Raw genomic sequence first — 12,064 nt, 5'->3', positions numbered from 1 at the left:
GGTCAGCTCCGCTGCGAGTTCGCCTGCGACATCCCGCCACACACCCGCGCTGTCATATTACGAAACATTAATTCCCCCGCCAGCGCACGGTAAGGCGGGAAACCCCATCTTCAGTCCTGTCAGGTGCCTGCCCCCGCACCGTTGATTCAGGTTCTGGAGAATTCGAATGACCGACCGCCCCACCGATTTCAATGAACTGCCGTCCTACAAGCCGGCTCGCCGCTCGCTGTTCTCTGCGCGCAAGTTTGCGCTGATGGCGTCGGTCGTCGCCGGCCTCGGCGTCGCCGCTTACGGCCTCAGCCCGTCGCCGCATTCGCTCGACATCTTCTCGACGCCGGCCCATGCGCAGGTCGACAGGCAGGTCAAGCAGGAAGCCCAGAAGCCGATCGGCTTTGCCGACATCGTCGAGCGTGTGAAGCCGTCGGTGATCTCGGTCAAGGTCAACATCAAGGAGAAGGTTGCAGCCCGTGACGACAGCGGCAGCAACGAGGATTCGCCGTTCCAGCCGGGCTCGCCGATGGAACGCTTCTTCAAGCGCTTCAACGGTCCGGATGGCCTGCCGCCCGGCATGCGCGGCGGTCCGCGCGGCGGACGCGGCGCGGTGACCGGGCAGGGCTCGGGCTTCTTCATCTCGGCCGACGGGTTTGCCGTGACCAACAACCATGTGGTCGATGGCGCCGACAAGGTGGAAGTGACCACCGATGATGGCACGACCTACAAGGCGAAGGTGATCGGCACCGATCCGCGCACCGACCTGGCCCTGATAAAGGTCGAGGGCGGCAGCAACTTCCCGTTCGCGAAGCTGGCTGACGGCAAGCCGAGGATCGGCGACTGGGTGCTCGCGGTCGGCAATCCGTTCGGCCTCGGCGGCACCGTGACCGCCGGCATCGTCTCGGCCAGCGGTCGCGACATCGGCAACGGCCCCTATGACGATTTCATCCAGATCGACGCGCCCGTGAACAAGGGCAACTCGGGTGGCCCGGCCTTCGACACCTCCGGCGAAGTGATGGGCGTCAACACCGCGATCTATTCGCCGTCCGGCGGCAGCGTCGGTATCGCGTTCTCGATCCCTGCCTCCACCGTGAAGACGGTGATCGCGCAGCTCAAGGACAAGGGCACCGTCAGCCGCGGCTGGATCGGTGTGCAGATCCAGCCGGTGACCCAGGACATCGCCGACAGCCTTGGCCTGAAGAAGGCGGAAGGCGCGCTGGTGGCTGAGCCGCAATCCGACGGTCCGGCGGCCAAGGCCGGCATCGAATCCGGCGATGTCATCACCGCGGTCAACGGCACAGTGGTCAAGGACGCCCGCGAACTGGCACGCACCATCGGCGGATTTGCCCCGGGCAACTCGGTCAAGCTCAACGTGATCCACAAGGGCAAGGACAAGGAACTGAGCCTGACGCTCGGCCAGTTGCCCAACTCGATCGAGGCCAAGGCCGACATCGACGGCGGCGACAAGGGCAGTTCGTCGCGCGGTTCCGACGTGCCGCGCCTTGGCCTGACGCTGGCACCGTCCAGCACGGTGGCGGGTGCCGGCAAGGACGGCGTGGTGGTCACCGAAGTCGATCCCAAGAGCCCCGCCGCCGAGCGTGGCTTCAAGGAAGGCGATGTGATCCTCGAAGTGGCCGGCAAGAACGTGGCCAGCCCCGGCGACGTGCGCGAGGCGATCGTCGCGGCGCGGACCGAGAACAAGAACAGCGTGCTGATCAGGGTTCGCAGTGGCGGTTCGTCGCGCTTCGTCGCGGTGCCGCTGGCCAAGGGCTGATCCCGCACACTTGAGCGAATGGGAAGTGCCGCTGGCATCGTCGCCCCCGCCGACGGCGCTTTCCTGGGGAGCGGGTGAAAACCCGCTCCCCGCCGTTACCTTCCGAAGGATAAGCCCCCTCCGTCGGAAGGCATGACGGGCGGTGAAGTCTCCCCCAGCTTCACCGCCCGTTTCATTTCCAGTCAAGGCGCATTCCGCCGCCTTGCATGAGAGGCCCGTGCGCGCCATGGTGATGGAAATTCACAACACCCGAACAGAACCCGTTCCCCAGATGCGCCTGCTGATCATCGAAGACGACCGCGAATCCGCCGACTATCTGGTCAAGGCGTTTCGCGAGGTCGGCTATGTCGCCGACCAGGCCAGCGATGGCGAAGAGGGATTGGCGCTCGCCGAGGACGGTGCCTACGACGTGCTGGTGGTCGACCGCATGCTGCCCAAGCGCGACGGCCTGAGCGTGATCGGCGCCCTGCGCGAGAAGGGCAACCGCACCCCGGCGCTGATCCTCTCCGCACTGGGCCAGGTCGACGACCGCATCAAGGGTCTTCGCGCCGGTGGCGATGACTATCTGCCGAAGCCCTACGCCTTCGCCGAACTGCTGGCGCGCGTCGAGGTGCTGTCCCGCCGCAATGGCGGACCGACAGAGGAGACCAGCTACAGGGTCGGCGACCTCGAACTCGACCGGCTGTCGCACCGCGTCGCCCGCGGCACCGAGGAACTGACGCTGCAGCCGCGCGAATTCCGGCTGCTCGAATATCTGATGAAGCATGCCGGGCAGGTGGTGACCCGCACCATGCTGCTGGAAAACGTCTGGGACTATCACTTCGATCCGCAGACCAACGTCATCGACGTCCACATCTCGCGCCTGCGCTCGAAGATCGACAAGGGTTTTGAGAAACCGCTGCTGCACACCATCCGCGGCGCCGGCTACATGATCCGCGACGGGATGAAGTAGCGTCGCGGAGTGTCCAGCGGATAGCCGCCGTCGTCCGGACTATTTCTCCTTTCGCCGCATCTCGTCGCGGCGCATCGGCATGGCGTCCACCTTGCCGAACAACTCGTTCGCGGCTAGCGGCCTGTCGGATGACACCGCGGCATTGCCATCTTTCCCCACCAGCACGACCTTGAACGCCCTGTCGCCGCCCGAAAACTGCCGGCGGAGCTCCCGGGAGCGGTCGTCGTCGTCGGCAGCTTCGATCAGCACGATCTGCCGCTCGGCCATGCCGCTGGCGTTCTGTTGGAAGATTCGGCGTTGCGCAGCCAGGCTTTCATCCTGCCGGCCCGGGGCCATCACCACCAGCACGCGGTTCTTCCATTGGAAGCTGGACAGCGACGTGCTCCTCGCCTCAGCGGACATGGCGACACCAATCATAGAACAAAGAACAAGTAATCCCGTCTTGCCTGCAAGTCTCATCGCGAGGTCCACCTGTTTCGCATCGCCGCTCTGTGCTCACCGTCATTGTCGGCGAGCCATCAGTTCTACCCCACCACGTCGTATTGGCCGCGCAACACATAGGCCATGGCGCGTACCCGCGCGCGCCATGCTGGAGCGTCCGTGACCGCGCCCGCTGCCGGTGTGATGCGCAGCATCGCATTCCACGGCCTTGAGCCGTACACGACCACCTCAAAGCCCTGTTTGGGACAGCCGTCGATGGCTCTGAGCGCGCGCAGAATGATCTCGGTCATTTCCTGCGGGCTGCAGGTGCGTGGGCCTTCGGCGGTGAGTTGAGGCTCCAGCAGGTCGGACGCGGCTTCGGCTTCGACGGGCGGGCCGAGCGCGTCCTCGGGGACGACCGTCGGCACGGGCACGGGTTTTTCCGGCTTCCGCAGAAGCCGGTCGACGAGGCCCAGCAATCCATGATCGTGTTCGGTCGGTTCTGTCATCGGCACAACGCGACTACATTTGCACAGCGCCATTTAAGCGGTATTTGCACGGCGTTGTCGATGGCCGCGAGCGCAGTCGCCCGCTCCTGACGCCGGGTCGGCAGGACCCAACGGCACATTACGAACGTCTCATGATCCAACGCTGTCGGCGCAGCGCCGCCGCTGATAGGATGCGGCATGATCTGCGCCGGACGGTCGCAGCGATCCATGAGAGTCCAATATTCGTGACGGCATTCGGCAAACTCATCCGTACCACCGCATTCCGGCTGACGCTGGCCTATCTGTTTATCTTCGCGCTGTTCGCGGCGTCGCTGCTGGGCTATTTCGCCTGGAATACGCGGCGGCTGATCAATGACCAGATCACCACCACGGTGGATGGCGAGATGGACGAGCTGAGCGAGCTGTTCGCCCGGCGCGGCCTGCGCGGCATCGTGTTCGCCATCGAGAACCGGGCGCTGCGGCCCGGTGCCAATCTCTATCTGATCACCACGCCGGCGGGGCAATCCATCGCCGGCAACGTGGCTTCGCTGGAGCCCGGCGTGATGGCCAGCAGCGGCTGGTCGGAAACCGCCTACCGCCGGCTCGACGATCCCGACTCCTCCGGGCACCGCGCGCTGGTTCGGGTGTCGCAGCTGTCCAGCGGCTTCCGCCTGCTGATCGGCCACGATCTCGAGGAGCGGCGGCGGCTGTTCGGCATCGTTGCCAATGCGGCACAATGGTCGGTGCTGATCGTGGTGGTGCTCGGCCTCGGCGGCGGCATCTTCGTGGCGCGGCGAGTGCTGCGCCGGATCGACGCCATGACCGGCACCACGCAACGCATCATGTCCGGCGATCTCTCCGGCCGGCTGCCGGTCGGACGCAGCGGCGACGAGCTCGATCGCCTCGCGGAAAACCTCAACGCCATGCTGGAGCGCATCGAGGCGCTGATGATGGGGCTGAAGGAAGTCTCCGACAACATCGCCCACGATCTCAAGACGCCGCTGACGCGGCTGCGCAACCGCGCCGAGGACGCGCTGGCGACCGCTGGCAACGAGGCCGAATACCGCGCCGCGCTGGAACGCACCATCGAGGAATCCGACGGCCTGATCCGGACGTTCAACGCGCTCTTGATGATCGCGCGCGCGGAATCCGGCCAGGCGCGCGACAACATGGCGGAGTTCGACGCCGCCGATGTGGCGCAGGGCATTCACGAACTCTACGAGCCGCTCGCTGAAGACAGTGGCCTGACGCTCGCCGTCAGTACGGATCATGCGCCGATGCATGGCAACCGCGAGCTGATCAGCCAGGCGCTGGCCAATCTGGTGGAGAACGCGATCAAATACGGCCAGCCGCCGCTGCTGCCGCAGCCCGCGAACGGCGGTGCTGCGGAGGGCAGGGACCTCCGGGAGATCCTGATCGAGGCGCGGCGTGACGGCGACCGGGTGCTGCTGAGTGTCACCGACCATGGCCCGGGCATTCCCGAGGCCGACCGCAAGCACGCCGTGGAGCGCTTCGTGCGGCTCGAGGCCAGCCGGACGCTGCCGGGTTCCGGGCTGGGGCTGAGCCTCGCTTCTGCGGTGGCGACGCTGCATGGCGGTGAACTCAGGCTCGGCGACGCCGCGCCCGGTCTGCGTGCGACACTGGCGCTGCCCGCGGGCACCGGTGAGGGTCTTGCGATTCAAACGTCGAATGTGCCACAGAAGACGGCATGACCTCATCCGCGAAGGGCGACGCGGACCAATTTCATCTGGCTGCCGCGTTCGTCAGCGGGCCCCAGGTGTTTGCACCCGCCGAAGCCGAGCAGCGCCTCACCGACTGGCTCATCGAGCTTGAGCCGGCCCAGTCCAGCGCCTTCCGCGCTGTCGCTGAGCAGTTTCCCCATGTCAAATCCACGCTGGTCGGCATTGCCGAAGCGTCACCGTACCTGTTCGACCTGATCCGCGGCGATCCCGCGCGCGCGTTGCGGTTGCTGCGCGGAGCGCCGGACAGCCATCTGGCAATGCTGATCGAACGCACCTCTGCGGCCGTGATCGCGGCCGGGAGCGAAGCCGAAGCCATGCAGCTGCTGCGCGCCATGAAGGCCGAAGCGGCATTGCTGATCGCACTGTGCGACATCGGCAGCGTCTGGCCGGTGATGCGGGTGACCGGCGCGCTGACCGACCTTGCCGTCGCCTCCGTGCAAGCGGCGCTGCGCTTCCTGCTGCGGCAGGAGGCGATGCGCGGCCGGCTTTTGCCCGTGGACAGCGATGCGCCCGAGGTCGGCAGCGGCCTTGTCGTGCTGGCGATGGGCAAGATGGGCGCCGGCGAGCTGAACTATTCCAGCGACATCGATCTGATCGTCTTCTTCGACGGCGATGCCACCGTGCTGGCCGACGGGCTCGAGCCGCAGCCGTTTTTCGTGCGCGTGGCGCAGGGGTTGTCGCGGTTGCTGCAGCAGCGCACCGGCGACGGCTATGTGTTCCGGGTCGACCTGCGGCTGCGGCCTGACCCGGCCTCGACACCGGTGGCGATCTCGGTCGCGTCGGCGCTGCATTACTACGAGCGCGAGGGCCGCACCTGGGAGCGCGCCGCCATGATCAAGGCGCGGCCCTGCGCCGGCGACGCCAAGGCGGGCGAGGCGCTGCTGGCGGAGATCGCGCCGTTTGTCTGGCGCAAGCATCTCGATTTTGCCGCGCTCGCCGATGTCCATGACATGAAGCGGCAGATGCAGAGCTTTCGCGGCCAGAGCGAGGTGATGGTCGAGGGCCACAACGTCAAGGTCGGCCGCGGCGGCATCCGCGAGATCGAGTTCTTCGCGCAGACCCAGCAGTTGATCGCCGGCGGACGGCATCCCGAACTGCGGGTGCGGCCGACGCTTGAAGCGTTGCAGGTGCTGGCGTCGAGCAACTGGATCACGCTGGAGGCGCGCGACGAACTGACCGCGGCCTATCTTTTCCTGCGCCGTGTCGAACACCGACTGCAGATGATCGCCGACGAGCAGACCCACAGCCTGCCGGACAGTGTCGAAGCGGTTGAACGCTTTTCACGCTTTCTCGGCTATGACGGCCGCGCGTCCTTTGTGGCCGAGCTGATGGCGCATCTGCACTGCGTGCAGGGGCACTACGGCCGGCTGTTCGAAGGCGACCCGACTGGCACCGTGCAGTTGCCGGCAATCGACTACAGCACCGGCCCCGGCGATCCGCGACTGCTCGAACATTACAGCAAGCTCGGCTTCCGCAAGCCGATCATGGTGGCGGAGACGGTGCAGCAATGGATGGCCGGGACCTACCGCGTGCTACGGATCGAGAGCACGCGGCAGGCCTTCGTCGAGTTCGTGCCGGCGCTGATCGCGGGGCTCGCCGATGCCGAGGAGCCGGACAATGCGGTGGCGGCGTTCGACCGCCTGCTGCAGGCGCTGCAGCGCGGCGGCCGGCTGATCTCGTTGCTCAGCCAGAACCGCGATCTGGTGGCGTTGGTGGCGCTCGTCCTCGGCGCGGCGCCACGACTCGGCGACATGCTGGCGCGGCAGCCGCAGATCATGGACGGGCTGATCGACCCGCGCTTCTTCGGCGCGATGCCGGACCAGCACGAGCTGTCGCTGCGGCTGGCGGCGACATTGCAGGACGCCAATTCCTACGAGGAATTTCTCGATCGCCTCCGGCTGTTCGGGCAGGAGAGCCTGTTCCTGATCGGCGCGCGCATCCTGTCCGGCACAGTGTCGGCGCAGCAGGCCGGGATTGCCTTTGCCGACGTCGCCGAAGGTATCACCCACACGCTGCACGGCCTGGTGATGGATCAGTTCGCCAGCCAGCATGGCCGCATCAAGGGCCAGCACACCGCGATCCTGGCGATGGGCAGGCTGGGCAGCCGGGAGATGACCGCATCGTCGGATCTCGATCTGATCCTGATCTATGACCACGACCTGGAAGAACCGGATTCCGACGGCGCGCGACCGCTGCATGGTGCGCAATATTTCGCGCGGCTGACGCAGCGGCTGATCAGCGCCTTCACCACCCGCACCAATTACGGCGTGCTCTACGATGTCGACATGCGGCTGCGGCCGTCGGGCAGGGCAGGGCCGCTGGCGTCGCGGATCGATTCATTCGCCGAATATCAGAACCATGAAGCCTGGACCTGGGAGCACATGGCGCTGTGCAAGGCGCGGGTGATCTCGGCACCGCCCGAGTTTCGTGCCCGTATCGATGACGTGATCCGCGCAGTGCTGATGCGGCCGCGCGACCGCGCCGTCATCGCAAGCGACGTCGCGGAAATGCGCCGCGCCATCGCGCTGGAAAAGGGCGAAAGCGACGGCTGGGATCTCAAATATGCCGCCGGCGGAATGGTCGATATCGAGTTCATCGCCCAGTACCTGCAGCTCGTTCACGCCGCGACCACACCTGAGATCCTCAGCGTCAATACGCTGCAGGTCCTCAACAACGCGGCCCGGCTCGGTCTGCTGCAATCCTCCGACGCGGAAATCCTGCGGCCGGCGGCACGGCTGTATCACGACCTCACGCAGATCCTGCGCCTGTGTGTCAGCAGCAAGTTCAAGCCGGACACCGCCGGCGAAGACCTGCTGCGCGTGCTGACCCGCGCCGGCGACGCACCGGATTTTTCGTCGCTGGAGGCGCGTGTGCGGGAAACCCAGCTCGACGTGCGCCGGGTGTTCCGAGCGCTGGTCGAGGGCGACAGCTCGGGGAGCTGAAAACGGCGCGAGCCGCGCGCGTTGCGCGGCGGAAAAGGCTATAAGTCGCTTCAGCATGACATGGATTTTGACGTGAGCGACGACGCCGACCTGGAGGTGCCGGACAAACCGCTGCGGCGTGGGTGGACCACGGGCGCCTGCGCCACGGCCGCGACGCGCGCGGCCTGTCAGGCGCTGGTGAGCGGCGATTGCCCGGATATCGTCGAGATCGAATTGCCCGGCGGCAACCGCGTCAGTTTTGCGGTGGCTATGTCCGAGGTCGGTGCCGAGGCGGCGACTGCCGGCGTGGTGAAGGATGCCGGCGACGATCCGGATGTCACCCATGGCGCGCTGGTCAAGGCGACAGTGCGGCCGGGGCGGCCGGGATCGGGCGTGGTGTTCATGGCGGGCGAGGGGTCGGGACCGTCACCAAGCCGGGGCTGCCGCTGCCGCCCGGCGAGCCGGCCATCAATCCGGTGCCGCGCGAGATGATGCGCGCCGCGGTCGGTGAGGTCATGGCAAGATACGGCGGCACGGGCGATGTGGTGGTGGAGATCGCGATCCCCGGCGGTGCCACGCTGGCCGAAAACACCCTGAACGGCCGCCTCGGCATTGTCGGCGGATTATCGATCCTCGGCACCACGGGAATCGTCGTGCCGTATTCCTGCGCAGCGTGGATCCACTCCATCTATCGCGGCATCGATGTCGCGCGCGCCTGCGACCTCCGCCATATCGCGGGAGCCACCGGATCGACATCGGAAGCGGCCGTGCAGGCGCTGCACGGCCTGTCCGGCTCGGCGCTGATCGACATGGGTGACTTCGTCGGCGGCATGCTGAAATACGCCAGGCGGCATCCGGTGCCGCGCATCACCATCGCCGGCGGCTTCGCCAAGATGACCAAGCTCGGCCAGGGGCTGCTCGATCTGCATTCGCGCGCCGGCAGCGTCGACATGAACTGGCTGTCGACACTGTTGTCCGAGCACGGGGCGCCCGACGACCTCGTGCAGTTGGGCCGCGATGCCAATACCGCGCTGCTGGTGCTGCGCGAGGCGGAACGGCGCAACGTTCCGGTCGGTGAGTTCGTCGCCAAGGCGGCGTGGAAAACTGCGGCCAAGGTGCTCGACGGATCGCAGATCGCGCTCGACGTCGCCGTGTTCGACCGCGATGGAAAGATCGTGGGGCGGGCAGGGTAAACGTAGCGGTGACCGCTCTTCCTTCACCTCTCCCCGCGTGCGGGGAGAGGTCGACATTCACGCGAAGCGTGGATGTCGGGCGAGGGGACTATCGAGTGAAACACCGACTCCCCTCACCCGGAGCCCTTCGCTCCGCTCAGGACTCCGACCTCTCCCCGCAAGCGGGGAGAGGTAAAGAGGCGCGCCCCGGAATGACAGCTACTCCACACCGCCGCGAAACCTCCGGCGATAGTCGGCGCTGTACAGCGCGCTGTCGCGGAAATCATCGGATCCCAGCGCCTTGCCGACCAGGATCAGCGCCGTGCGTTCGATGGTCGTGTCGGCAACGGCAGCAGCGATCGTGCCGATCGTGCCGCGCAGAATCTGCTCATCCGGCCAGCTGGCGCGGAACACCACCGCCACCGGACAATCGGCGCCATAGTCCGGCAGCAGGTCGGCGACGACCTTGTCGATGACATGGATCGACAGATGGATCGCCAGCGTCGCGCCGGTCGCGGCGAAGGTCGAGAGTTTTTCCGCCTCGGGCATCGCCGAGGCGCGCCCGGAGGTGCGCGTCAGCACCACCGATTGCGCGACTTCCGGAAGCGTCAACTCTTTCGCCAGCGCAGCGGCTGCGGCGGCGAAGGCGGGGACGCCGGGCGTGACGGTGTAGGGAATCTGCAGCGCATCGAGCCGGCGCAACTGTTCGCCGAGCGCGCTCCAGATCGACAGGTCGCCGGAGTGCAGCCGGGCTACGTCCTGTCCCGCCTCATGCGCGCGCGAAAATTCGGCGACGATGTCGTCGAGCGCCATGCCTGAGGTATCGCGGATGCGCGCGCCCGGCGGGCAATGGGCAAGCAGCGCCTGCGGCACCAGCGAGCCCGCATAGAGACACACCGGCGATGCCGCGATCAGGTCGCGACCGCGCAGGGTGATCAGATCGGGCGCGCCGGGGCCGGCGCCGATGAAATGGACCGTCATGAACCTTCACCTTCTGCGATGGCGCAGGTGACCCTGCCGGCCACGATGCGCGCGCCGAGCAGCCTTGCTTGGCGACCCGCGCCGACCAGTGCCGCAGCCTCGGCAATCGAAGCCGTGCCTTTGATGTCCAGCACGCGCTGCGAGCGCGTCAGCAATTTGTCGTCGACGGCATCGAGCTGCGCCAGCGAACAGCGCAGCAGCGGCAGCGCTAGCTGTCGCGCTGCTTCGATGATGCCGGGCTCGTCGGCTTTCGTGCTCTCGGTGGCGAGTGCGGCGAGATCGCCTTTCGCGATGTCGGACTGCTTCAACGCGATATCGATCAGCGCGACGATCTCTGCTGCTTTGGTATCGCGTCCGCATCCGATGCCGGCGACCATCACGACTTGATCACCCGCCATTGCGTGACCGGCATCGCCGGGCGCCAGCCATACATGCTGCCGACGCGATCGGCCCTGGCCACCTGCAGCCGTACCAGTTCGCCGCCGTGCGCGCGGAAATAGTCGCCGAGCCGGGACTCGGTCTCCAGCGACACCGCGTTGACGACCAGGCGCCCGCCGGGTTTCAGCGCGCCCCATACTGCTTCAAACACGCCGTCGTCGCCCATGCCGCCGCCGACGAACACCGCGTCGGGCGCAGCCAGACCCTGCAATGCCAGCGGCGCTGCGCCCTGCACGATGGTGAGTTCAGGCGTGCCGAGCGACGCCGCATTGCGCGCGGCACGATCGGCGCGATCGGCGCGCGACTCGATGCCGATCGCGCGCAGCGACGGATGTCGCAGCAGCCATTCGATGGCGACGGAGCCGGCGCCGAGGCCGACATCCCACAGCAACTCGCCATGGCGCGGCTCCAGCGCCGACAGGGTCACCGCGCGGATCTCGCGCTTTGTCAGCTGGCCGTCATTCTCGAAGCAGGAGTCGTCGAGGCCGGGCGCGAACGGCAGCGTCATCGCGCCGGGCGCGCACAACACCTCGATGGCGATCGTGTTCAGGGGCGCGATGTCGTCAATATCAAAATGGTCCGCCCTGGCCTGGCGCAGTCTTTCGCGCGGGCCGCCCATCGCCTCGAGCACGGTGATGCGCGATGTCCCCATGCCGCGCGCGGCGAGCAAAGCGGCGATCCGGGCCGGCGTGGTGCCGTCCCATGACAGCGCGAGAATGCGTGCGCCGGGTTGCAGATAGCGGATCACGCCTTCCAGCGCGCGGCCGTGCAATGTCACCAAAGCGACCTCCTGCAGCGACCAGCCGAGCCGCGCCGCGGCGAGGCTGTAGGCGGAGGGCTGCGGCAGGCAGATGAACTCCTCCGGCCCGGCAATGGCGGCCAGTTGCTTGCCGATGCCGAAATGAAACGGATCGCCGCTCGCCAGCACGGCGACGGCGCGGCCGCGGTGCCGCGCTATCTCCTGCAGCGTGGCATCGAGCGGGCTCGACCAGGCGAGCCTGCGCCCGCCGATGAGTGCATCGGCCATTGCGAGGTGGCGGGCGCCGCCGACCACCAGCTCGGCCGCGGCAACGAGACGCTTGGCCACGGCGGACAGGCCATCGATGCCATCCTCGCCGATTCCGACGATAGACAGCCAGCGCGGCATTGTGCAGGTTGCGGCATCAGTTTTCATGCGGGATGTCC

The 12,064-nt window shown here is 67.0% G+C and carries 9 protein-coding genes and 1 pseudogene; 5 read left to right on the top strand and 5 right to left on the bottom strand.

Features of this window, described 5'->3' with window-relative positions; genetic code table 11:
• Positions 1–166 precede the first annotated feature (166 nt).
• Together ONR75_RS21830 and ONR75_RS21825 are read left to right on the top strand one after the other, a co-directional pair.
• Entirely contained in the window at positions 167–1,765 is a 1,599-nt protein-coding gene (locus ONR75_RS21830) for a Do family serine endopeptidase (RefSeq protein WP_265079089.1), read from the top strand.
• A gap of 271 nt (positions 1,766–2,036) precedes the next feature.
• The gene (locus tag ONR75_RS21825; protein ID WP_265083761.1) at positions 2,037–2,717 is read left to right on the top strand and encodes a response regulator transcription factor; all 681 of its coding nucleotides are present in this window, start codon (positions 2,037–2,039) and stop codon (positions 2,715–2,717) included.
• A 39-nt stretch (positions 2,718–2,756) separates the two neighbouring features.
• Here the strand turns inward: ONR75_RS21825 and ONR75_RS21820 are convergent, their stop codons facing one another.
• Positions 2,757–3,176, bottom strand: coding sequence for a DUF4174 domain-containing protein (locus ONR75_RS21820; RefSeq protein ID WP_265079088.1), 420 nt, complete (start codon positions 3,174–3,176; stop codon positions 2,757–2,759).
• A 65-nt stretch (positions 3,177–3,241) separates the two neighbouring features.
• The gene (locus ONR75_RS21815) at positions 3,242–3,646 is read right to left on the bottom strand and encodes a hypothetical protein (protein WP_265079087.1); all 405 of its coding nucleotides are present in this window, start codon (positions 3,644–3,646) and stop codon (positions 3,242–3,244) included.
• Positions 3,647–3,870: 224 nt separating this feature from the next.
• On the opposite strand from ONR75_RS21815, the gene ONR75_RS21810 reads away from it, so the two are divergent.
• The 3 genes and pseudogenes from ONR75_RS21810 (at position 3,871) to ONR75_RS21800 (ending at position 9,481) form a co-directional block, all read left to right on the top strand.
• Complete coding sequence (locus ONR75_RS21810; RefSeq protein ID WP_265079086.1) at positions 3,871–5,337, top strand: ATP-binding protein; 1,467 nt, start codon at positions 3,871–3,873, stop codon at positions 5,335–5,337.
• Entirely contained in the window at positions 5,334–8,309 is a 2,976-nt protein-coding gene (locus ONR75_RS21805) for a bifunctional [glutamine synthetase] adenylyltransferase/[glutamine synthetase]-adenylyl-L-tyrosine phosphorylase (RefSeq protein WP_265079085.1), read from the top strand. The genes ONR75_RS21810 and ONR75_RS21805 overlap by 4 nt, the downstream gene beginning before the upstream one ends.
• 60 nt (positions 8,310–8,369) lie before the next feature.
• Positions 8,370–9,481 (top strand): annotated as a pseudogene (locus ONR75_RS21800) (cobalt-precorrin-5B (C(1))-methyltransferase).
• Between the two features lie 198 nt (positions 9,482–9,679).
• Here the strand turns inward: ONR75_RS21800 and cobM are convergent.
• From cobM to cbiE, 3 genes are read right to left on the bottom strand one after another with little or no spacing between them, the layout of a single operon-like run.
• Positions 9,680–10,441 carry a precorrin-4 C(11)-methyltransferase gene (gene cobM / locus ONR75_RS21795; RefSeq protein WP_265079084.1) on the bottom strand — a complete coding sequence of 254 codons (762 nt, stop codon included), beginning with the start codon at positions 10,439–10,441 and terminating at the stop codon, positions 9,680–9,682.
• On the bottom strand, positions 10,438–10,839 hold the full coding sequence (locus tag ONR75_RS21790; protein ID WP_265079083.1) for a cobalamin biosynthesis protein: 402 nt from the start codon (positions 10,837–10,839) through the stop codon (positions 10,438–10,440). The genes cobM and ONR75_RS21790 overlap by 4 nt, the downstream gene beginning before the upstream one ends.
• Complete coding sequence (gene cbiE, locus ONR75_RS21785) at positions 10,818–12,053, bottom strand: precorrin-6y C5,15-methyltransferase (decarboxylating) subunit CbiE (RefSeq protein WP_265079082.1); 1,236 nt, start codon at positions 12,051–12,053, stop codon at positions 10,818–10,820. The genes ONR75_RS21790 and cbiE overlap by 22 nt, the downstream gene beginning before the upstream one ends.
• Between the last annotated feature and the right edge of the window lie 11 nt (positions 12,054–12,064).

The organism is Rhodopseudomonas sp. P2A-2r (assembly GCF_026015985.1).
Lineage (GTDB): Bacteria > Pseudomonadota > Alphaproteobacteria > Rhizobiales > Xanthobacteraceae > Tardiphaga.
Note: the sequence above shows the minus strand (reverse complement) of the source record. Positions and strands in the feature narration are given on the sequence as shown.

Coding starts and splice junctions, on each gene's coding strand:
- ONR75_RS21830 (WP_265079089.1), top strand. CDS start 167: ATGACCGACCGCCCCACCGATTTCAATGAACTGCCGTCCTACAAGCCG.
- ONR75_RS21825 (WP_265083761.1), top strand. CDS start 2,037: ATGCGCCTGCTGATCATCGAAGACGACCGCGAATCCGCCGACTATCTG.
- ONR75_RS21820 (WP_265079088.1), bottom strand. CDS start 3,176: ATGAGACTTGCAGGCAAGACGGGATTACTTGTTCTTTGTTCTATGATT.
- ONR75_RS21815 (WP_265079087.1), bottom strand. CDS start 3,646: ATGACAGAACCGACCGAACACGATCATGGATTGCTGGGCCTCGTCGAC.
- ONR75_RS21805 (WP_265079085.1), top strand. CDS start 5,334: ATGACCTCATCCGCGAAGGGCGACGCGGACCAATTTCATCTGGCTGCC.
- cobM (WP_265079084.1), bottom strand. CDS start 10,441: ATGACGGTCCATTTCATCGGCGCCGGCCCCGGCGCGCCCGATCTGATC.
- ONR75_RS21790 (WP_265079083.1), bottom strand. CDS start 10,839: ATGGCGGGTGATCAAGTCGTGATGGTCGCCGGCATCGGATGCGGACGC.
- cbiE (WP_265079082.1), bottom strand. CDS start 12,053: ATGAAAACTGATGCCGCAACCTGCACAATGCCGCGCTGGCTGTCTATC.